Consider the following 20,462-nt stretch of genomic DNA (forward strand, 5'->3'; position numbering starts at 1 on the left):
CCACCGATAATGATTTAATTTTTAGAGGGACAATAGGGACTAAAGAAGTTGAAGAGGCAATGACGTCTGATTTTCTGGGCATGTCATCAATACAAAGAAGAAAAGCGGCCAGTTTTAATATTGTAGATTATATCCGATCAAATAATAGCAGATTCTTTTTTTCTATGACACCCTGCAGGGATACAGTAAAACCTTATGCTACTGGCCTACCAATAATTCCTTGTAAAGGGTTTATTTGGGTCACTAACATACCAATGGTATATACACGCCCACAAAAATTGTTGTATTTAAATAGGGAAATGTTTGACGAATATGATCAAAGAAAAATAAAAGAACAAGATCTAGAGGCCCCCCAAAGATACGATCTTATCACTGAAATGACAGCTAATAATAATGAAATTACTGCTATTGTAGGGGGTACAAAAGCAGATAACTGGGCGTTTCAAGTCTCACGCGATGTAAAAAAAATAGTACAGGTTGTTGGGCCAGGCCGTATATTAGGACCATTCATGTCTTCTAGCCAGCCTGTACATGTCAAAGACTGGGAAAATCCTGAATTCCAAAAAAGAGTATGGGCAATGGAAGTTATTTTATGTGGAGATGATCCCATAGATTATGAAAAAATGTTTAAGAAAGCTTGTGAAATGGGATTAATATCTAAAGATGAGAGGTTATTAACTATCGAAGACGCAAGAGCTGTAGCAAATTCAGAAGAGTTAGAAGAATTGAATAAAACTCATAAAATAAGCGAAACTCATCGACTTGAGAAAGTTCCAAAGGAAATTCCACTAGGCCACAAAGAGGCACTTCTTGAGCATATGATCTCTGAGATTAAGCAAGCGCCGACACTAGAAAAAATTGATACAGAAAAACGTGCAGAATTAAAATAGAGCACCAAGTATACTGATAGATAATACAACGCTGGAAACCTAGGTAAGTGTTACCCAGGTTTCCTATAGGTTGAAGCCAGTTTTCTTCTAAGGCCGCATTAAAACAAGTGTCAATCGACTGCAATCCGAAACATCATGAATTTCCTAGGGCATTAGATGAGCTACTTGAATCACACAATTTACTAAGCGCATAAGTCATACCTAATGCAGCACCTCCAAATATACCCCACTTTATAATACGTGACACATTAGAATTACTATTAGTTCGTCTTGGATCGCTTTCTGTCTTTAAATAACCATGATCTATCTGTGCCGCTATAGTTTCAGTCACTGTTACTAAATATTTAAGGATATCTTGAGCTGTCGCGAGATCTTCCTTATTCCCGAAATCTTGAAAATTTTTCTGATAAATTAAATAAGAATCCGGTTTAATTGGTGAAAGTTTACCTTCTAAAAAATCATTCAATAATAGGGAAACAGTAGTTTCATCATCATAATCATTCTTAATTATTTTATTCAATAAGCCGCTATCCAATGGTTCAACCGGTAAATTCAATAAAATCAATTGCATATATTGTAGTAACATCACATGCTCATTAGGTGTTAAATCACCCTCTTTGCGCTCACTGGGGATCCCGAAAAACATATTATAATTTGATTCAAAGTAAGTTCTAATAGCAGTTTTTTGTTGATCGGATAAACTCATGTTAGCGCTCATTTTTATGGTGAATTGAGTTAGAGAATACAAAACAAAAATTAACGGAACATTAAGTAATCCAATTTTTTTTAAATATGCCCTTATAAAATCTATGATGGATTATTTATAAACAATATTATTCGTAAAACGAAGCAAATAACGAGGAATGGATAGGTGTGTTGGCAATTGCCTCTGGTCTCTACGTACTGTGAATAAATTGCAATATGTAGGTACCGGAGAGCAATCAACAACTAATATTAATCAAACGAAACTTTTTTTCCTTGCCAAAGTTCACGATCTCCCCACAACTGCAACTTCCATGCATTAAACTCAACAATATTTTTTGAGTTCATCATTAAGTTGACATCAGGACTAACATTTTTTAAATACCATTTAAATGTTTCCCTTGCTTCATCATCCTCAGGAGATACTTCAAACATTAGTTTATCGTAGCCGAATTTATCAATCAGGGCAAAAATGACATCGTCTCTCCAATTCTTAGCGTTTTTAATACCTTCAGTAATGCCTTCTGATTCCACCATCAGCATATACGCACCTGCATCAAAGAAACGCTCCCCTTCTTCTATCATGTGTTGAACTGTTTTAACCGCTTTTACATGCTTGGCATAATCCAGTTCTTTTGAACCGCCCCCTACTCCGCTCATAATTGTAATTTCTGGTTTGGCTTTAAGTCCCAGTTTTACAATTTTTTTTACTACTTCAATTTGATCTTTCAATTTAAAATCATCAGGATGTTCAAACATACCACTTGACACTTCAACTACGTCAAAACCTAATTCTTTTGTTTCATTCAAATATTTATCCACATTTTTGGGATCTTGAATGACTATTCTCTCAATAAAACCTCCGGTGTTAACATAAACATTGTGTTTATGTGCAATATCAGTAAACTCTTTTACAACTTTTGGCTCAAGTAATCCTTGTACTCCCCCAGCGAATTTAAAACCATCAATATAATATCCCCAAGTAGCAAGTAAGCTTTTGAATTGTTTTACGGTAAATGCTTCATAGTAAGCGCCACGAATTTCAATTAGACCGATCTTGCGTGGTTTAGGGGGTAGATTTTTTATATCAACAAAATTAAAACTTCTTTCTGAAAAATTATCCATAATTTCATCCTCTATTTATTCGCAATTCTCTAAAATGACTCTTTATTCCCTTAACTAATAAGTATAATTAGTCAGATTATAACAGCTTATCGGAAATCGATGCGCCAAGTTTTAATGTGAATTCTGCTATTAGTCCCGCATAATCATGCTGTGTGATTATTATTGATTTCAGAATCATAACTTCAGCATAATGAGACGTAGTTCCAACTGAATAGGTGTTTTCCATGCTTCATCTTAATTGGTATCCATTTTCCGAGTTAACAGCCCAACAACTTTATGGAATTCTCGCATTACGCGCAGACGTTTTTATAGTAGAACAACACTGCCCTTATCTTGATCCAGATGGTAAAGATCTTTTTGCCATGCATTTGTTAGGCATGGAATATGGGTCACTGGCAGCTTATCTACGTTTGTTCCCTCCTACTGAAATTGAAAATTACATTACCTTTGGCCGCGTCGTTACGGCCAGATCAGCACGCACCAAGGGATATGGGAAAAAATTAATACACGAATTATTAATTTATTGCGATAAAAACTACCCTGATATCCCTATTCAATGCTCAGCCCAGAATTACTTACAAAAATTCTATGAAAGATTTGGATTTAAAGCCTATGGAGAAAGCTACGATGAAGATGGCATTCCTCACATAGCAATGAAGAGAAGCTAATAACTAAAATGGCTATTCATAATAGCCCTACTATTAGGTAACAGAGGAGTCCATAAACGCTACCTATTTGTTCTTCTCTAGAAAAAGAGCTGTTGTGCCTATTCTTTTAAAATTTCAGTAAGATACCAAATTCTTTCTTCAGTAGTGTCGATGAATTGCTCCAGAATACTGGTCGTAGCAACATCTTTTTTCTCACTACAAATTTGATGAGCAGCACGCATACGGCTTACAAAATCGTTATTATCTTTCATTAGCGTACTAATCATTTTTTTAGGTTCCAAAACATCGTTATCGTCTTTAATACTTTGTAATTGTTTAATATGTCCTACTGAATGTATTGTTGTTTGACCGAGCTTACGCACCCTCTCAGCAAGAACATCGATCATTTCGAGAATTTGTCCGGCTTGTTCATCAAATAAACGGTGATAATCTCGAAAATGAGCACCAGATGTATGCCAATGAAAATTTTTGGCTTTAATATACAAAGCAAAAGCGTCTGCTACTAAAGGATTAATTGCTTGTGCAATATCCTGGCAATCCGATGTTTTTAGATTATTATGAACAGCTAAATGATGCGATATAACTTTTTTCATTTTTGACTCCTTGTTTTAGCAAATTCCATTTTAATGAATTCAATTACCTAACTAATTGTAGTTTATATTTTCCAACCTATCATGGAACAAACATTTTAGTTAACCCAGAAAAATTGCGTTAACTAACTCTTTCAAAAGCATGCTTCTTAAATCATCGAGACAAGCTAATTGTTTATAAGCCTGTTCTTTTTGTCCTAAGTCAATTAGTTGAATTATTTCAGAACCTAATTCATGCTGTTTTTGATGCATATCATAAATTATTTTAAGTTTCTTATTATCCTGAAATTGTTGCTGGTTCTTAAGCAACCAACGCTCTATTGGGCAAGCTTGAGATGCTAACTTAGGCTTCGGGTATTGATAATTTTGTATATAAAATCCAATCGATTGTAAGATAAGGTAATGCTTTATCGCAGCGCCAACCAACTCTTTTAAAATTTTTCTCGAAAACCTATTTTCTCCCCATTCTGAACCAAGTCTCCAAGTTTTTAGCCATGGAATAAGCTCTGCTGCAGACATAGGTCTGGCAATAGCATAACCCTGAACCAGAGTACAACCCAGCAGATGCAGTAATTTTCCATGAGCTATCGTTTCCACGCCTTCCGCTACCAATACACGCCCTACTACCTTACAAAACTCTATCATCACTTTTAGAATGGCCAGGTCTTTAGGTTTATCTAAAATATTGCTTACAAAGCTTTGATCAATTTTCACCTCATGAGTATTAAATTCTTTTAGGAAATTTAAAGAAGAATAACCTGTTCCAAAATCATCCAAAGAAAAATAAACTTCTTTGTCTTTGCATTCTTGGATTATCTGAGACACCAAACTTAAATCCTCGATGGCTTCTGTTTCAATAATTTCAAGTTTAATCAAATTAGCTGGTACCTTAGGGTACTTTTCTAAAATATTAAACAATTTTTTAACGAAATCAGGATATTGCAACTGGTAAGCACCAACATTGATGCTAATGGGTATTGAGATTTTGAGCTCAAGTAGTTTTTCAATCTGGTGCAAAACTTGATGAAGTGCCCACTCTCCTAATTGCAATGAGAGGGGATGATTATCCAGATCATCCAAAAATTGTTTTGGAAGTAAAAGCCCTTTATCCGGATGTCGCCAACGGAGCAAGGCCTCCAGACTCACTGCTTTTCTAGTTTTTAAATCCACTATGGGTTGGTAGTGCATTTCCAGTTCATTTAACTGGATTGCTTTTCGCACTGATTCAAGACGTTTATTGAATTCGATAATTTGTTCTTCAACTCGTGGATCAAAAAATTTAAAAATATTAACGCCATTATTTTGAGCCTGACGACGAGCGATTTCAGATTGTTGCAATAAATCTTCAGCACTGAAAGCAGTGTTTTTATAATATACCGTTAATCCAATAATGGTTTGCAGGATAAACGTTTGATTATGAATATGATAAGGACTGGAGAGTTTCTCTATCATTTGCTTTGCCACTGAAACCATGAACTCAAGTTTATTTTGAGTGAAATAAACAACAATGAACTCACTAAAACCAATGCGTGCGATGAACATTTTTTTAGGTGATGACCGTTCAATGCGAGCGACCGCTTCTAAAATAATTTCATCTCGTGTATCTGGGGAATAATCTAATAGAGAATTCATGGTTTTTGCATCAAATATTCGAATATTAAAAACAATGAGATCCTTTTTTTCATCGGACAAACTACTGATAAGCCTTTGCAATCTTTGAATAAGTAAAAATTTATTGGTAACCCAGTTAGATAATCATAATATTTAAACCGCTCAATTTGCTGCTCTTGTTTTTTTATCACAGTAAGGTCGTGGTAAAAACCAATATAATTCATTACTTCCCCATCAGCATTTTTCACAGCAGAAATAGATAAAAATACTGGGAATCGCTTTTTGCTTTTCTTTTTATCCCAAATCTCTCCATGCCAATGCCCCTTTTCAAGCAAGACTGACCATAAATCTTTATAGAATTGCACATCTTGTTCACCTGAATGGAGCATCTTGGGATTTTTGCCTACTACCTCTTTTTCCTTAAACCCTGTCATTTTCAAAAAAGCTTTGTTAACTTCGATGATGGTACCTTTGGGATCAGTGATAATAATACCTTCAAAAGCAGAACTAACTCCCTGGGTTGAAACTTTTAAAAGCCTTTCCTTTAATTTAATCTCTGTAATATCAATAAGGGAAATAACCCACACCAAACGATTTTCCCAAGTTCCTTTTTTAATCGTCATATGGATCGTTAAAACTTCATCATTAGCTTTTAAAACTTCAATTTCCTGAGTCACATTTGCTGCTAATGGAGATGAAAAATTAGTCCCAATCAATTCAGAACGGTTGGTATTGAACAATTGAACAGCATAATCATTAGCATAAAGAATTTGACCTTCTTGATTGACTACCAATACACCCAAAGCTACAGCCTCAATTACTTGTTGCCATATATCTTTTTTAGAGTCTCTGGAGTATTGAGATTCCTCAAACATAGCAGTACCTAACTTATTTCCAATATATCTAAGACTTTTTGTATATTGGATAAATCTCCCAAAACTCGTCGTTCAGGCAAAGGTTTTTTTCTAATTAGCAGGGGGGTCGCCAGAATTTTTTCTTCAGATATTAGATCCTTGTGTTTACGCACATCCACCACCTCTATATCACACAAGCCTATAAGCTTTGGGTGAGAACAAATTGTCTCAAGATTAATAATTGCTCGTTTTGAAATAGAGCTATTACCAATAACAAATAGCTTTAGTCTTATATGATTCATTCCTTTCCTTTATTCGTCCAAGAATAAGTCCACATCTCCACATTTGAATGTTTCTGTTAAATTATAGGACATTTTGGGGGAATAGTAGAATCTGTTACATGAACTTCACATTCTATAGAATGTTGATTAAAAAATATTTCGTGATTTATTAATAACCGAGTTTGACGCGAATTTCTCATAATCATATAATCCAAAAAAATAAACTTCATGACTAATAATATGACAAAAAAGATTGTTTATTTAAAAAATGATCCTACCAAGACACTCTACTACAAAGACAGTGTGCCACGTGGCATAAAAACCGTTGAACCTGATGCTGGAATGATGTTAAAAATTTTAGCGCAAAAATTAGAACTGCTCGAAGCAACCGATACGGATTGGCTCTGTTGCGTTATCAGTTTGGAGCTTCCAGAAAACCCGGTTTTTTATCCTACTTCCGAAGGGATCACTGCTCTTTATGAAAAAAGTAATTTAACGCAATGGCTTGCAAAAAAGAGTGGAGATCCCTGTGGGCTTAATTCAAAAGCGACTATAGCCAAGTATGTTACTCCCACTCCTTTACAATTACTGGATTTTGTTATTAAAGCATCCAAGATTCCTGAAGATATATTTGTTGAGCACTACAAACCCATTAAAAAATCTGCCTCAGAAGAACATTTACTTGATAGTCATAGCAATGCTTCCCAAACAGAAATAAACAACTCATCGGATTCAGAGAAAACTTCTTATCGTCTCCTCTGTTTATGTAGCATCTTTGGTTGCAATACTAAGCGAAGAAAATCTCAAGAAGTAGAGAAATTAACAATCTCGAATAATATATTATCTGGTCATTAAAGATATTAGGGAAGTATGTTGAGAGGGGGTTAACTTTATTTACCATCCTCCTTCGTAAGGTCGATGCTTTTTCATCTGGCTCGCGTTCTCCCCACGATGATAATGAAGCTTTTTTACCTTCTCTTTCTTTGTATGATCCCAAAAAGAGTGGTAATCAATTGCAAAAAAGCGATGTAGTTTGCCATTTTCCTGTTGTTTATAAAAATTTAAGCCGCCACCTCCACATCTGGAGTAAAAAAGAAAAGCTACACGATAATTTCCCTTGCGACACATAGCATAGGTTGCCAAGGAAGCCGCTAGGAATGCACCTCCGTAATACTTTAATCCTAATTTTTCACTTTTTTCGTTCATTGTTCTATCGGCATCACGTAATAAAGAACTATTATATTAATGCCGATTTAAATGGCAATCTGTTTTTACATAATCCAATTATTGAAAATAAAAATTAATCAATGAGTATTATTTCTCTCTGCACATGACAAAAAAATTTGTCATGTGCAGAGATTATTTCTATATCTAAGTTATTTAGATATCATTACATTAAAGATCCTTTGTTGTAGTTCGAATAAAATATGGTCCTGCTTAATAAAAAAAGAGCTCAACAATTCTCTATCTTAATCATCTTATTAATAGGAATATCAAAAATCATGGCTTTAGAAATTATTACCATAGAAAAAGCTGAAAACCGTCAAATGTTAAAGAAGCCAGCAAAGAATATTAAATTTCCTTTAAATCAAAAGGATAAAGAATTAATCGAAGCAATGAAAGAAAAACTCTATGCCTTGGGAGGAGTTGGTTTGGCTGCTCCACAAGTCAATTCTGAGAAACAAATTATTGCAATTTATATACCTGAAGAAGCCCAGCTTATACGTGATAACGCAAAAATCTATCCAATGCACATTCTGATAAACCCAAGTTATGAGCCTTTATCAGGTGCCAAGATAGTAAATGACTTTGAAGGTTGTTATTCTGTTTCCAATAAAGCCGGAAAAGTTCCAAGATACGACAGTATTCAACTTAAATACTATGATGAAGAAGGACAATATCATCAACAAATTGAGTATGGCTTTTACGCGCGTGTTTTACAACATGAAATTGATCATTTGAACGGTATATTAATTATTGATCGCTTAACTCCAGACTGTGTACAAGGAACGATAGAAGAAATGATGAGCATCCGACGTACAGAATTATCAAAAGATAAAAGAAAGCTTTTTGATCACATCATGGCTAAAAAACTTAATAAATAGGGTGATCGGACCTAATGATAGACAGCTCTTGGCAATTTTTTTGCTTCTTCAACCCACGTCACTACTTGCGATAGACCAGGTATATGTTGTACTAAATGGCATTTTTCATTTTTTTCTTTTAATGAACTATATAGTTGTTCGGGGTTACAATGTGCTAACCCCGGAATTGAGTCAATCCCAGCTTGTTCCAGAAGCTCGGCATATTCTTCGTTGATGCCGTTAACTCGTGCTAAATCGGCCTGAGAAGTCCATTTTAAAATTAATTTGTGGCTGATGCCTGTTTGCTCGGCAATTCTAAAACGTCCTCGGCGACTACTGCAGACACGTAATAAATCGTCCTGACTCACAATACCTACTCGCCTTAACATTTCAGCATATTTTGGACCAACGCCCTCCAATTCCGTTAACTTATACATTTCTAGTTCCGAATATTATTATGATATATAAAATTATAGGACATTATGCTCATAATTTTACCTTTCAAGCGGACCTTTCAAGTAAAAGGATAGTACTACGAGAATACCAATCTTACTAAAATAGAAAAAACAGTTGAGACCGTAGCGCGCAAGAAAATAACGTTGAAGATACTTTTTGAATTTTTCGAAAAAAAGTACTAGCCACTACGGTGAGTAACAAAAGTCCAAAAGGCTAGTAGATTCCGCGTCATTAGCTTGTGCAGTAGTTTTAACTGCTTTTTCTAAGATAATTAATTTGGCAAAGCGAGGCAGTTTAATTATGATGTCTTCTGAGTCAAACCCTAACGACTCTTTTATTAATGTGATTAAAACTAAAAACTGAATCACTTTTTGAGGTGTAAAATGAGCTCATGCATCAAGCAAAATATCCTTAAGATAACATTTTTATTTTTAGGCTTATTCCTTATTAGTACCTCCAGCAGTGCCTGGTATAGTGCGGGAATCGCTATTGGCTTTACGGGAGGAAATGTTCATTATCATGGGGATGGAATATATCCACCATGGAACAACGGATATTATTACTATGGCGGAAGAAATATCATTGTTCCCAATGTGATTGTACCGAATGTAGTCATCAATGTCCCAGTTCAAAGAGTCTACGTACCAGTATGCGAAGAAATGGAAGTATGTGATCCTTATGGACAATGCTGGATAGAGCAATTTTGTAGATAAATCAACCAATAAGCAGATACTTTAAGTATTTGTTAAATAGTAACGCATCTTAATTTTTATAAGGATAGAAAATGACAGAAACTGTTGGTTATGCAGCGCATAAAGCTGGAGCTCCTCTACAGCGTTTCGTTTTTGAGCGCCGTTCAGTTGGCGAAGAAGATATTGCTATTGAAATATTATTTTGTGGCATTTGTCATTCAGATCTACATCAAGTAAACAACGACTGGCAGGGTTCTTTTTATCCCATGGTCCCAGGACATGAAATAATTGGACGAGTAAAAGAAGTAGGATCTAAGGTCCGGCGGTTCTCTATAGGGGATTTAGTAGGTGTTGGTTGTATGGTAGATTCTTGCCGAGAATGCATTCACTGCCAACACAGTGAAGAGCAATTTTGCGAGCCAGGTAACACCTACACGTACAACAGCCCAGATAAGTATTTAGGGGGGATGACCTATGGCGGATATTCCAAATATATCGTAGTCTCTGAAGATTTTGTATTAAAAATTGATGAATCCTTAGACCCCGCAGCAGCCGCTCCTTTGTTGTGTGCTGGAATAACCACCTATTCTCCCTTAAAGCGAGCTAAAGTGGGAAAAATGAGTAAAGTAGGAATCGTAGGCTTGGGTGGCTTAGGGCATATGGCTGTTAAGTTAGCCCGTGCCATGGGGGCTTTTGTTACTGTTTTTACGACTTCAGAAAACAAAATACAAGCTGGGAAAGACTTAGGGGCTAACAATGTAGTATTGTCCACTGATAAGGACGCAATGCAGTCTCTTGCTAATCAGTATGATTTTATTCTTGATACTGTTTCAGCCAAACATGATATCAGCCAATATCTAGATCTGCTTAAAGTAGACGGGCAACTTACTCAGGTTGGGCTACCCTCTGAGCCCCTGGAAATTTCTATGTTTCCAATGATCATAAAACGATTAAGTGTCAACGGTTCTTTAATTGGTGGGATTAAAGAAACACAAGAGGTTTTAGATTTTTGTGCCTCTCATCAGATTACTTCAGATATCGAATTAATAAAAATCGATGAAGTAAATGAAGCCTATCAACGATTGTTGAAAGGTGATGTAAAGTATCGCTTTGTTATTGATATGTCCTCATTAAAATAACATGAGTTCGATAGATAGCCTGGGTGGTTGCATGAGACATCCAGGCTAATCTTATTAGAACTTGTCTATCCCATTAAACGTTAAGGACGTTTAATCAATTCAAAGAATCACTGGTTTTAGGAAAAATTTTAATTCTAACTATGGAAGAATCCTGTATTTTCTCAATTAATGCATCAAATTCAACAAATTGAATAATTTCACCTTCTTGGGGTAGTTTGCCATAACGAGTAATGATAAGCCCATACAGTGTATTGAGTTCTTCTTCATCCGGAGATAAAGTAATGTCTGTGTCAAGAGCCCTTTCTAATGAATAGAGCGAGCAATCTCCCTTTGCAGTGATAGTGCCATCTGCGTTCTTTATCCAATCTTCATGGGTTTTGTGGAATTCATCTTTAATACGCCCAATCAGTATATGCAGCAAATTATCCAGAGTTACAAATCCAAGCAAGCTGGATTTGTATTTATAGACTAAGGCAAAATGAGGCATACCAGCTCGAAATTTACGAAGCAAATCCATAGCCGGTAATTTATGGCTTACTTTTAGGACGGGGCGCACATAAGCAGTTAAAGTGCTTATTTCTTTTTCGAGGAACAAATCAGCAAATAAATCTTTAACATGGATAACACCTATCATTTCTTTTATTTTTGAATCATAGACTGGGTAGCGGCTATAACGATATTTTAAAATTTTTTCTTTAACCATCTCAAATGGTTCGTTAATGTCTATAGCGATCATTTCATCGGCAGGCCGCATGACCTCAGTGACATTTAATTCAGCCAAGTCCAGGGTGTGTTCAAGAATTTCACGTTCGTCTTCTTTTAATTCCGATTGAAGATGTTGTCCACTTAAAATTAATTTAAGCTCTTCACTTGAATAAAAACCTTCGTATTCATTGGTTATATCTAATCCAGCTAATTTGAGAAATAAATTGGAACAGGTATTAAGTAACCAAATTACGGGATACATGAACCAATAAAATCCATATAACGGTACTGCAGTCCATATTGAAATAAATTCAGCTTGTCGAATAGCTAGAGATTTTGGCATTAATTCGCCTATAACGATATGAAGAAATGAAATAAGGAAAAATGCCACAAAAAAAGAGGATATAGTAACTAAATGAGCTGAGGAAACCCCTAAAATGACAAACAATGGTTGTAGCAATTGGGCAAAAGCAGGTTCTCCAATCCACCCCAAACCTAATGAAGCAAGAGTAATTCCCAACTGACACGCTGATAAATAAGCATCCAGGTTTCGGTGAACTTGCTCGAGAATGCGTCCTCTCAACCCATAACTTTCTTTTATTGCCTGGATTCTCGTGGTTCTGAGTTTAACCATACCAAATTCTGCCGATACAAAAAATGCATTAAGCAATACCAACAGGAATGCTATAAAAATTAACAGAATGTTATACATTGAGAAATTCCATTTTTTATTAACTATCTATCGAGTTTGTTACAAATAGGATAACTCAGTCTTAGCGTGTTTAAAATGATCGAAATAGAACTGAGGTTTCTATATCTCGGTTCCATATCACTATTGACAGATCAGAACGCAATTTGTTATTTTAATTGATTAAGAGATAAAATTAATTCAACTTGATAATATTATGAATCATCCTAATATCAAAACATGCAACGAATATCTTTCAGATTCTTTTGTAACTGTTTTGCAATGCGATGATTTTTTGCCAATAGATAACTTTTCAATCATTATTATCTTGCCCTCTTTACCCTAGAGCGGTCAGTTATTGCGAATTCTCTGCCTCTCTAGGGAGGCTGCAACGAGTTAGCTTAAACTGATTTCAACTGGAGGGTATTATGAGTGAAATGATTTTTTCCCCAAAGAACAATTATGTCTCTTTGATGATGTGGGTATTCCCATTATCTTTTTTCACTTTTCAATTTCTAGTGCGTCTATGGCCTGGGTTAACAATGCAAGAAATCATGGCGCAATTTTCAATTGATGCAGCAAGTTTTGGTCTCATAGCAGCATTCTACTATTATGGTTATGCTGGAATGCAAATCCCCGTAGCCTTATTACTTGAAAAATTTGGAGCTAGAGTAATTGTATGTGTCTTTGCGATTCTATGTGGATTTGGGACTTTACTTTTTATCTCTACCAATAATTTTTATTGGGCTTTATTGGGTAGATTTTTGATTGGCGTAGGTTCTGCGGTCGGTTTTCTGAGCGTCTCTAAAGTAGTATCCGAGTGGTTTAGTAGTTCTCAATACTCCAAGATGATAGGATTTTCCTTTAGCGTAGGTTTATTGGAGCAATCTACGGAGGAAAACCACTTGCTCACTTAATACAAAATTTTGACGGGAAACAGGTTGGTCTGGTCTTGGCAATTCTCTCCATCGTGCTGGGATTTTGCACATTTTTGATTTTGCGCTCGCCAAAAAATAATTCAAAGATAGAAAGAAAAACGATGAATTTATCCCACTGTTCCTTTTTACTTTCATCATGGATAATTTGGGCTCTAGCCCTTGCCAATTTATTAATGGTTGGAGCATTAGAAGGGTTTGCAGACGTTTGGGGAGTACCCTACTTAATAACTAAATATGGATTCAGCAAAACGGATGCCGCCTTTCTCATATCTTTTATTTTTATAGGAATGATATTTGGCGGTCCTATCCTTGCTTTTCTTGCCAAAAAATTGGGTAACTACTTCGTAATTGCAGCTTGTGGAACTGGTTTGTCTTTTTCATTTATCGTTCTTTTCTCTACCACAACAGCAAATTGGTGGCAATTAAGTACCCTCTTCTTTGTAATTGGTCTAATGTGTTGCTATCAAGTTGTTGTGTTCGCAGCAGGCGCTACTTTAGTACCATATCAGTCTTTAGGCGTCACTGTCGCTTTCTTAAACTGCATCAATATGTTAGGCGGTTCTTTCTTCCATACCTTAATTGGTAAATTAATGGATATCAGCTGGAATGGCAAAATAAATAGTAATGGGCTTAAATTATACGAAATAGATTCATTTCAATGGGCTTTATCCCTAATACCATTCTGTGCTTTATGTGGTACTTTGCTCATTCTATTGATTCACGTCAAAATAAAAGGCCGCAGCAGGGTCTTTTGGAGCTCTATTTAAAGCTCCATCCTATCAAAACTATGGAAAAGCAATAAAAAATCGCCTAAATTAGCGACTTGAATTTTTTGCTTTATCCTGTATTGAGGTCAAAAATTGAAGCCTCGTTATTGCGAACGTATAGCAACCTATTCCTAGCGCAAATCAGCTCTGGATTTACTTCATTCGCAATGACGTCGTTTAAAATTTTTGCCTCATACAAAACCATTTTAACTCATAGAAGTCTATTTCTTATGGAACTACCAAATAATTTTTCTACTATCTACGTAACAAAACCAGAATTTATAGAAGAACTTTCTGAGGAGTTAGGAGAGATATCCAAGATAATAAACTCTTTAATTTTTTCTCCACATCAAAAACTTGATGTTTGCTTTGCTTTAGATGTTTGGCTTGAACCAAAAATCACACACTTTCAATCCATTTCAGAAGCAGCCAAAATACTCAGAGGAGCCGGAAAATTCTGGTATCTACATCCTGTTACCGAAATTCGCAGATCTCGATTAATTGAGGAGCAACTACGCCAATGCCCATCATTACTATCCTCTTTTCCCGTTACCACAGAGATACCACCCATAGGAGTCTTTAGTCTTCTTGATCGCAATACATTACTCTTTAGCACTAAACGATTAAAAAAATGGCCAGATGGAAATTGTTATTTTATCGAGGACAAAGTTAATCCCCCAAATCGTGCTTATCTAAAATTATGGGAAGCCTTATTTCTATTAAATCAATATCCTCAACCTGGTGAAACAGTTTTAGACCTGGGGGCATCCCCAGGCGGATGGACTTACGTGATGCAATCACTGGGAGCCCAAGTTACTTCCGTGGATAAAGCTGAACTGGATGCCAAGATCATGGCACTTCCACGAGTCACCTTTTTAAAACAAAGTGCCTTTGCCTTAGATCCTGAATTATTAACCAATACCTATGATTGGGTTCTGTCGGACGTCGCCTGCTATCCTGATCGAGCCTATGCCCTTATCAAAAAATGGATAGCCTCGCAAAAGGCAAAACATTTGATTTTTACAATCAAACTACAGGGAAAAACTGATTTAAATACAATAAAGCAATTTCAGTCAATACCCAACTCAAGAGTTCTGAATCTCTTTTATAATAAACACGAAGCAACATTTTTTTATTCTGTATAAACCGGCTACTTCTATTATTTAAGATCTAGAGAAATCAAATGAGAATACATTAGCAATATTAGGTTGCTTCAGGCTAATGCCAACAACCTATCTATACCCAAAGCAACGCCACTGCATGGTGGTAACCCATGCTCTAAGGCTTCTAAAAGATATTTATCAGCTTCCATCTCTGCCAGTCCTTTTTGTTTCCTATATTGCTGATCCATAATAAAACGCTTTTTTTGCGCCTTAGCATTGGTCAATTCATGGAATCCATTTGCTAACTCAATTCCCTGATAATACACCTCAAAACGCTCAGCCACGCCATTTTTTACTTGTGCCAAAGCAGCCTGTGAAGGAGGGAAATTATAAACGGCAACCGGCATAGGATCCTGCGCTAAGAACGGCTCCACAATATGGCTCATTAATAAAAACAAATATTGATCAATATCTTGTTCCTGAGGGGATAATACCTTATCCAAATTATGTTGTAACAAAATTTTATTTAATTGCTCTATAGAAGCTATAGAAGGATCAATCTCGCAAGCTTCTATAAAAACTTGTTGATAGGTTTTTCTGATCATGGGCTTTGATTGCAAAATGGTTTGTAATAGTAAATCCACCTCATCCATCAAAGCATGGTGATCTATATTGATTTGATACCATTCCAGCAAAGTAAATTCAGGATTGTGCCAACGCCCTAATTCGTCATCGCGAAAAACACGCGCCAATTGAAAAATGGGGCCACTACCAGCGGCCAATAGCCGTTTCATATGATACTCAGGAGACGTTTGCAGATAATAAATTTCATCCCTAAAAATAGCTCTAATATTACTAAGATACACATCGGTAATTCCATACCTCCCCATAACAGGAGTCTCAACTTCTAAATATTGACGATCTGTAAAAAATTGACGGATTTTAGCTATTAACTCGGCACGCAAACGCAATAACGGAATGGACGCAGACGGTAACCACGGCATATCAGACATAATCAATAAAATATTCCCAGCTCTAAACGAGCAGCTTCACTCATTCTGTCCTGGGACCAAGGAGGCTCCCACACTAACTCAACAGTACAATCACTAACCCCTTCTACTTTTAAAACTGCCTGCTCCACTGTACCTGGAAAAGTTTGGGCAACAGGACACCCAGGAGTTGTCAAAGTCATCTGAATATGAACAAGGCCCTCATCATTAATTGCAATATCATAAATCAAACCGAGATCATAGATATTTACAGGAATCTCAGGATCATAAACCTCTCTAAGGGCTGCAATAACACATTCTTTTATTGATTCATTACTCTGTTTCTTCTTAAAGCCAAACATGAGGTGCCTCTCATAAATCTACTTGTCTGTTATGAACAAGAAATTTCGTTATCTCAAACCACTTGTATTTTCAACCTAGAATATCGTAGTCTATCAACAAAATTATTCAGTCTTCACTATATCCGTTTCTTTATTTAGTGCTGCTTCTAAAGTGTGCCATGCTAAAGTGGCGCATTTAACCCGTGCTGGAAATGCTTTAACTCCAGCAAGAACAGTTAATTTATCCATAGAGGTCAAATAATCATCTGTATCCTGAGTCAACATCCTATGAACACGATGAAACAATTCATGAGCATCCTCAACTGATTTGCCTTTTAAGGCGTCAGTCATCAATGATGCGGAGGCTTGGGAGATGGCACATCCACACCCTACAAAGCTTAAATCATGAATCAAATTATTTTGCACTTTGATATAAACAGTTAATTTATCGCCGCATAAGGGATTAAATCCTTTTGCCTGAGTAGTAGCATCCTCCATCACATGGTGATTACGAGGATTGCGATTATGATCAATGATGATTTCCTGATAAAGCTCTCGTAACTCCATACTCATGCAAATACCTCTTTCACTCGTTGTAGAGCCTCCATGCAGTAATCAATTTCTTTGAATGTGTTATAAATAGCTAATGAAATGCGAGAAGTCGCTGCAACCCCATAAAAATCCATTAAAGGCATAGTGCAATGGTGCCCACTTCGTATTGCTATTCCTTCGCTATCAAGAATTGTTCCAATATCATGAGCATGAATTTTTCCATGAACAAAAGATATGATAGGTACTTTATTAGCAGCCGTACCAATAATGTTGTAACCTTTCACTGACTGGATTGCCTTCGTCGCATAATTTAGCAATTGCGCTTCGTATTCCGAAATGGCCTCTAAATCTAAAGACCAAAGGTAGTCAATCGCAGCGGCCAAACCAATTGCCCCAGCAATATTGGGAGTGCCTGCTTCAAATTTTTGAGGAAGTGCTGCGTATTCTGTCGCATCAAAGCTCACGGAGTGAATCATTTCTCCTCCACCTTGATAAGGCATCATACTATTTAATAATTCTTCTCTCCCCCATAAAACACCTATTCCAGTAGGGCCATACATCTTGTGGCCAGAAAATGCGTAAAAGTCGCAACCCAAATCTTGAACATCAACTAGCAAATGAGCTGTCGCCTGAGCACCATCTACTAATACTTTAGCTCCTACTTCATGGGCCATCTCTATCATTTTTTTAACTGGATTGATGGTTCCCAGGGAATTTGAAGCATAATTAATCGCAACCATTTTAGTATTTTCATTTAATTTTTTTTCAAATTCCTCTAATAGTATTTCACCACTAATAGAAATAGGAGCGATCTGTAATTTACATCCCATTTTCTTACAAACCATTTGCCAAGGAACAATATTAGAATGATGCTCCATATGAGTTATTAAAATCTCTTCATCAGGTAAGATACGAGGAGCAATAAGACTCTGAGCAACTAAATTTATTGCTTCCGTAGTGCCACGTACAAAAATACATTCTCTGGGTGAATGCGCATTAATAAATCTCTTGACCTTTGCCCTAGCCTCTTCATACATCTCTGTTGCTCTGACACTTAAAGTATGAACTCCGCGATGTACATTAGAATTATCATGCTCATAAAATTGCGTCATGGCATCAATTACAGATCTGGGTTTTTGTGTTGTGGCAGCGTTATCAAAATAGACCAAATCATACTCATTAACTTTCTGATCCAAGATAGGAAAATCTTTTCGAATTTTATTAATATCCAAGGATGTCATCAATGAAGCATTAGTACTCATCTGCATACCCCAACTGTTGAGTTAATAAATTAGCCATCCAATCAGCTAACTCACGATTTGGAATAAGGCACAAATTATCATTGGCAAACGCTTGAATCAAATAATGAGAAGCTTCATCACGACTAATTCCACGTGTCGCTAAATAAAATATTGCTTCTTCGTCCAATTGTCCAACGGTCGCCCCATGTGAACATAATACATCGTCAGCAAAAATCTCTAATTGCGGTTTAGTATCCACTTCGGCGTTAGCTGAAAGAAGCAAGTTTTTGTTTTGTTGCTTGGCATCGGTATGTTGTGCATTCTTGGCTACAATGACCTTACCATTAAATACCGCCCGAGAATGGTCTTTTAGGATACCTTTATAATCTTGATCACTTCGGCAATTAGGTACCAAATGGTGTACCATTGTATGATGATCAACATGCTGCCCTTCTCCTGGAGCATAAATACCATTCATAAGGCATTGTGCGTGTTCCTCCTGCATATAGACACTGATGTCGCTACGCACCAATTTACCCCCTAAACTTAAAGAATGACTGGAAAATTGGCTATAGGCGGATTGCTTAACAGCTACATGCCCCAGATGGTAAGCAGCCTTGCTTTCTCTTTGAATTTTATAATGATTAAATTTCGCACCTTCTCCCAGAAAAATTTCGGTAACATTATTGGTAAAATAGCAACTGTCCTTCTCACCATGATACTCTTCAATAAGGGTCATCTGAGATGCTTTTTCTGCGAGAATCAAATGTCTTAAGTAAACAGCCTGGTTCGTTTGGTTTTGAGCATGGGTTAGAACAATCGGCTCTTCCATGCCAACATCAGCAGGAATATATATAAATACACCACACTGAATCAGCGCTGTATTCAAATAATGGAACCCATGTGTTTGTTCTAAAATCTTTCCCAGATAAGGCTTTACCAAATCAGCATAATCACTTAATGCTGAAGATAAAGGCAGAACCAATACTCCTTTGGGCAAGCAGGTTATCCATTCCTCATCTCCTAAAATAGAACCATTTTGTATTAAAAGACGTTTTTTTACTGGTGCATCATTTAATATCGTCTCAACACCCAAATTCACCGGAGAATCATATTGCTTAAAATGGCATTGGAGCAAAGGATCAACAAGAGTATATTTCCATTCCTCATCGTATCGAGTAGGGAAACCTTGGCGTTTCAAGTCAGTTAATGCCTGAGACTGCATTTGTGCAAGCCAAGGTATTGACGATAGCCCAGATTTGGCTTGCTGTTGATAATAATCCAAAATTTCGTTCATAACTGCTCCGCTTCTTCAAGCCAGCTATAACCTTTCTGCTCCAATTCAAGTGCTAAGGATTTATCTCCCGATGTGATAATACGGCCATTCGCTAATACATGAATAAAATCTGGCTCAATATAATCAAGTAATCGCTGATAATGGGTAACCAAAATAATAGAACGTTCTGAGGAACGCATGGAATTCACTCCTTGAGAAATAATTCTTAAGGCATCAATATCCAAGCCAGAATCTGTTTCATCAAGAATAGCCAGTCTGGGGTCTAAAGCCGTCATTTGCAATATTTCATTACGTTTTTTTTCGCCGCCTGAAAACCCTTCATTAATACTTCGGTATAAAAAACTTTCATCCATATCCAACAGTTGACATTTCTCTCGAATAAAACTTAAGAATTCTATGGCATCTAAAGTGTTCCTGCCCTGTCCCTTACGAACCGCATTCACTGAAGCTTTAAGAAAATTAATATTGGTTACACCAGGAATTTCTACTGGATATTGAAAAGACATAAAAATACCTGCTCGTGCTCTTTCTTCTGGAGACATAACCAACAAGTCCTGTCCTAAATAAGAAATTTCACCACAGGTTACTTCATAGGAGGGATGCCCAGCCAAAACTTTAGACAGGGTACTTTTTCCAGATCCATTAGGTCCCATAATAGCATGGATCTCACCTGGCTTAACCTCAAGATTAATACCTTTTAAAATAGATTGTGCATTAATCGCTACATTCAGTTCTTTAATTCTTAGCAT

At 36.4% G+C, this 20,462-nt stretch carries 21 protein-coding genes and 2 pseudogenes; 8 read left to right on the forward strand and 15 right to left on the reverse strand.

Annotated features, from left to right (window positions below; all coding sequences use genetic code 11):
- A partial coding sequence (locus OK13_RS14555) for a hypothetical protein (RefSeq protein WP_052117613.1) occupies positions 1-890 on the forward strand: 890 nt, incomplete at its 5' end.
- Positions 891-1,023: 133 nt separating this feature from the next.
- Here OK13_RS14555 and OK13_RS07190 read toward each other — a convergent pair.
- Together OK13_RS07190 and OK13_RS07195 are read right to left on the reverse strand one after the other, a co-directional pair.
- Positions 1,024-1,596 carry a hypothetical protein gene (locus OK13_RS07190; RefSeq protein WP_035889365.1) on the reverse strand — a complete coding sequence of 191 codons (573 nt, stop codon included), beginning with the start codon at positions 1,594-1,596 and terminating at the stop codon, positions 1,024-1,026.
- 248 nt (positions 1,597-1,844) lie between these two features.
- Complete coding sequence (locus OK13_RS07195; RefSeq protein ID WP_035889367.1) at positions 1,845-2,717, reverse strand: phosphosulfolactate synthase; 873 nt, start codon at positions 2,715-2,717, stop codon at positions 1,845-1,847.
- Between the two features lie 224 nt (positions 2,718-2,941).
- Between OK13_RS07195 and OK13_RS07200 the strand changes: the two genes are divergently transcribed.
- On the forward strand, positions 2,942-3,385 hold the full coding sequence (locus OK13_RS07200) for a GNAT family N-acetyltransferase (RefSeq protein WP_035889372.1): 444 nt from the start codon (positions 2,942-2,944) through the stop codon (positions 3,383-3,385).
- A gap of 98 nt (positions 3,386-3,483) precedes the next feature.
- Here the strand turns inward: OK13_RS07200 and OK13_RS07205 are convergent, their stop codons facing one another.
- From OK13_RS07205 to OK13_RS07215, 4 genes are all read right to left on the reverse strand, one after another.
- Positions 3,484-3,978 carry a Dps family protein gene (locus OK13_RS07205; RefSeq protein WP_035889380.1) on the reverse strand — a complete coding sequence of 165 codons (495 nt, stop codon included), beginning with the start codon at positions 3,976-3,978 and terminating at the stop codon, positions 3,484-3,486.
- 99 nt (positions 3,979-4,077) lie between these two features.
- Positions 4,078-5,688: a putative bifunctional diguanylate cyclase/phosphodiesterase gene (locus tag OK13_RS07210; protein ID WP_338151669.1), complete on the reverse strand. Its 1,611-nt coding sequence runs from the start codon at positions 5,686-5,688 to the stop codon at positions 4,078-4,080.
- Positions 5,604-6,461: a PAS domain-containing protein gene (locus OK13_RS15255; RefSeq protein WP_241480465.1), complete on the reverse strand. Its 858-nt coding sequence runs from the start codon at positions 6,459-6,461 to the stop codon at positions 5,604-5,606. The genes OK13_RS07210 and OK13_RS15255 overlap by 85 nt, the downstream gene beginning before the upstream one ends.
- Before the next feature lie 8 nt (positions 6,462-6,469).
- The gene (locus OK13_RS07215; protein WP_035889383.1) at positions 6,470-6,742 is read right to left on the reverse strand and encodes a circadian clock KaiB family protein; all 273 of its coding nucleotides are present in this window, start codon (positions 6,740-6,742) and stop codon (positions 6,470-6,472) included.
- 219 nt (positions 6,743-6,961) lie between these two features.
- Here OK13_RS07215 and OK13_RS07220 point away from each other — a divergent pair, with 219 nt between their 5' ends.
- Entirely contained in the window at positions 6,962-7,576 is a 615-nt protein-coding gene (locus tag OK13_RS07220; protein WP_035889390.1) for an RING finger protein, read from the forward strand.
- Positions 7,577-7,615: 39 nt separating this feature from the next.
- Here the strand turns inward: OK13_RS07220 and OK13_RS07225 are convergent, their stop codons facing one another.
- Positions 7,616-7,927 (reverse strand): hypothetical protein, encoded by a 312-nt coding sequence (locus OK13_RS07225; RefSeq protein WP_035889393.1) that lies wholly within the window; start codon positions 7,925-7,927, stop codon positions 7,616-7,618.
- A gap of 296 nt (positions 7,928-8,223) precedes the next feature.
- Between OK13_RS07225 and def the strand changes: the two genes are divergently transcribed.
- Positions 8,224-8,826 (forward strand): peptide deformylase, encoded by a 603-nt coding sequence (def, locus tag OK13_RS07230; RefSeq protein WP_035889395.1) that lies wholly within the window; start codon positions 8,224-8,226, stop codon positions 8,824-8,826.
- Positions 8,827-8,837: 11 nt separating this feature from the next.
- Here the strand turns inward: def and OK13_RS07235 are convergent, their stop codons facing one another.
- A complete protein-coding gene (locus tag OK13_RS07235) occupies positions 8,838-9,242 on the reverse strand; it encodes a DUF4332 domain-containing protein (RefSeq protein ID WP_035889397.1) in 405 nt (134 codons plus the stop codon).
- Between the two features lie 402 nt (positions 9,243-9,644).
- On the opposite strand from OK13_RS07235, the gene OK13_RS07245 reads away from it, so the two are divergent.
- Both OK13_RS07245 and OK13_RS07250 read left to right on the forward strand, forming a co-directional pair.
- A complete protein-coding gene (locus OK13_RS07245) occupies positions 9,645-9,974 on the forward strand; it encodes a hypothetical protein (protein ID WP_035889401.1) in 330 nt (109 codons plus the stop codon).
- Positions 9,975-10,045: 71 nt separating this feature from the next.
- Positions 10,046-11,092: an NAD(P)-dependent alcohol dehydrogenase gene (locus OK13_RS07250; protein ID WP_035889404.1), complete on the forward strand. Its 1,047-nt coding sequence runs from the start codon at positions 10,046-10,048 to the stop codon at positions 11,090-11,092.
- Between the two features lie 94 nt (positions 11,093-11,186).
- On the opposite strand, the gene OK13_RS07255 is transcribed toward OK13_RS07250, so the two are convergent.
- Positions 11,187-12,509: a hemolysin family protein gene (locus tag OK13_RS07255; protein WP_035889405.1), complete on the reverse strand. Its 1,323-nt coding sequence runs from the start codon at positions 12,507-12,509 to the stop codon at positions 11,187-11,189.
- Between the two features lie 404 nt (positions 12,510-12,913).
- On the opposite strand from OK13_RS07255, the pseudogene OK13_RS16030 reads away from it, so the two are divergent.
- Together OK13_RS16030 and OK13_RS07265 are read left to right on the forward strand one after the other, a co-directional pair.
- Positions 12,914-14,190, forward strand: a pseudogene (locus tag OK13_RS16030) (MFS transporter).
- Positions 14,191-14,420: 230 nt separating this feature from the next.
- The gene (locus OK13_RS07265; RefSeq protein WP_035889467.1) at positions 14,421-15,335 is read left to right on the forward strand and encodes an SAM-dependent methyltransferase; all 915 of its coding nucleotides are present in this window, start codon (positions 14,421-14,423) and stop codon (positions 15,333-15,335) included.
- 18 nt (positions 15,336-15,353) lie between these two features.
- Here the strand turns inward: OK13_RS07265 and epmA are convergent.
- From epmA to sufC, 6 genes and pseudogenes are all read right to left on the reverse strand, one after another.
- A pseudogene (epmA, locus tag OK13_RS07270) lies at positions 15,354-16,306 on the reverse strand (elongation factor P--(R)-beta-lysine ligase).
- Positions 16,307-16,308: 2 nt separating this feature from the next.
- Entirely contained in the window at positions 16,309-16,644 is a 336-nt protein-coding gene (locus OK13_RS07275) for an SUF system Fe-S cluster assembly protein (RefSeq protein WP_035889408.1), read from the reverse strand.
- A 102-nt stretch (positions 16,645-16,746) separates the two neighbouring features.
- Complete coding sequence (gene sufU, locus OK13_RS07280) at positions 16,747-17,196, reverse strand: Fe-S cluster assembly sulfur transfer protein SufU (RefSeq protein WP_035889411.1); 450 nt, start codon at positions 17,194-17,196, stop codon at positions 16,747-16,749.
- Positions 17,193-18,437, reverse strand: coding sequence for an aminotransferase class V-fold PLP-dependent enzyme (locus tag OK13_RS07285; protein WP_152571625.1), 1,245 nt, complete (start codon positions 18,435-18,437; stop codon positions 17,193-17,195). Before OK13_RS07285 ends, sufU begins: the two co-directional genes overlap by 4 nt.
- Positions 18,427-19,713, reverse strand: a complete 1,287-nt coding sequence (gene sufD / locus OK13_RS07290; RefSeq protein WP_035889413.1) for a Fe-S cluster assembly protein SufD — start codon at positions 19,711-19,713, stop codon at positions 18,427-18,429. The genes OK13_RS07285 and sufD overlap by 11 nt, the downstream gene beginning before the upstream one ends.
- Entirely contained in the window at positions 19,710-20,462 is a 753-nt protein-coding gene (gene sufC, locus OK13_RS07295; RefSeq protein ID WP_035889417.1) for a Fe-S cluster assembly ATPase SufC, read from the reverse strand. The genes sufD and sufC overlap by 4 nt, the downstream gene beginning before the upstream one ends.

The organism is Legionella norrlandica, assembly GCF_000770585.1.
Lineage (GTDB): Bacteria > Pseudomonadota > Gammaproteobacteria > Legionellales > Legionellaceae > Legionella > Legionella norrlandica.

What these genes read in the sequence shown, in the direction of transcription:
- OK13_RS07225 (WP_035889393.1), bottom strand. Translation starts at nt 7,927, where the DNA reads ATGAACGAAAAAAGTGAAAAATTAGGATTAAAGTATTACGGAGGTGCA.
- OK13_RS07250 (WP_035889404.1), top strand. Translation starts at nt 10,046, where the DNA reads ATGACAGAAACTGTTGGTTATGCAGCGCATAAAGCTGGAGCTCCTCTA.
- OK13_RS07215 (WP_035889383.1), bottom strand. Translation starts at nt 6,742, where the DNA reads ATGAATCATATAAGACTAAAGCTATTTGTTATTGGTAATAGCTCTATT.
- OK13_RS07275 (WP_035889408.1), bottom strand. Translation starts at nt 16,644, where the DNA reads ATGTTTGGCTTTAAGAAGAAACAGAGTAATGAATCAATAAAAGAATGT.
- sufC (WP_035889417.1), bottom strand. Translation starts at nt 20,462, where the DNA reads ATGCTAAGAATTAAAGAACTGAATGTAGCGATTAATGCACAATCTATT.
- OK13_RS07255 (WP_035889405.1), bottom strand. Translation starts at nt 12,509, where the DNA reads ATGTATAACATTCTGTTAATTTTTATAGCATTCCTGTTGGTATTGCTT.
- OK13_RS07285 (WP_152571625.1), bottom strand. Translation starts at nt 18,437, where the DNA reads ATGAGTACTAATGCTTCATTGATGACATCCTTGGATATTAATAAAATT.
- OK13_RS07195 (WP_035889367.1), bottom strand. Translation starts at nt 2,717, where the DNA reads ATGGATAATTTTTCAGAAAGAAGTTTTAATTTTGTTGATATAAAAAAT.
- OK13_RS07190 (WP_035889365.1), bottom strand. Translation starts at nt 1,596, where the DNA reads ATGAGTTTATCCGATCAACAAAAAACTGCTATTAGAACTTACTTTGAA.
- OK13_RS07220 (WP_035889390.1), top strand. Translation starts at nt 6,962, where the DNA reads ATGACAAAAAAGATTGTTTATTTAAAAAATGATCCTACCAAGACACTC.
- OK13_RS07205 (WP_035889380.1), bottom strand. Translation starts at nt 3,978, where the DNA reads ATGAAAAAAGTTATATCGCATCATTTAGCTGTTCATAATAATCTAAAA.
- sufD (WP_035889413.1), bottom strand. Translation starts at nt 19,713, where the DNA reads ATGAACGAAATTTTGGATTATTATCAACAGCAAGCCAAATCTGGGCTA.
- OK13_RS15255 (WP_241480465.1), bottom strand. Translation starts at nt 6,461, where the DNA reads ATGTTTGAGGAATCTCAATACTCCAGAGACTCTAAAAAAGATATATGG.
- OK13_RS07200 (WP_035889372.1), top strand. Translation starts at nt 2,942, where the DNA reads ATGCTTCATCTTAATTGGTATCCATTTTCCGAGTTAACAGCCCAACAA.
- OK13_RS07235 (WP_035889397.1), bottom strand. Translation starts at nt 9,242, where the DNA reads ATGTATAAGTTAACGGAATTGGAGGGCGTTGGTCCAAAATATGCTGAA.
- OK13_RS07245 (WP_035889401.1), top strand. Translation starts at nt 9,645, where the DNA reads ATGAGCTCATGCATCAAGCAAAATATCCTTAAGATAACATTTTTATTT.
- sufU (WP_035889411.1), bottom strand. Translation starts at nt 17,196, where the DNA reads ATGAGTATGGAGTTACGAGAGCTTTATCAGGAAATCATCATTGATCAT.
- OK13_RS07265 (WP_035889467.1), top strand. Translation starts at nt 14,421, where the DNA reads ATGGAACTACCAAATAATTTTTCTACTATCTACGTAACAAAACCAGAA.
- def (WP_035889395.1), top strand. Translation starts at nt 8,224, where the DNA reads ATGGCTTTAGAAATTATTACCATAGAAAAAGCTGAAAACCGTCAAATG.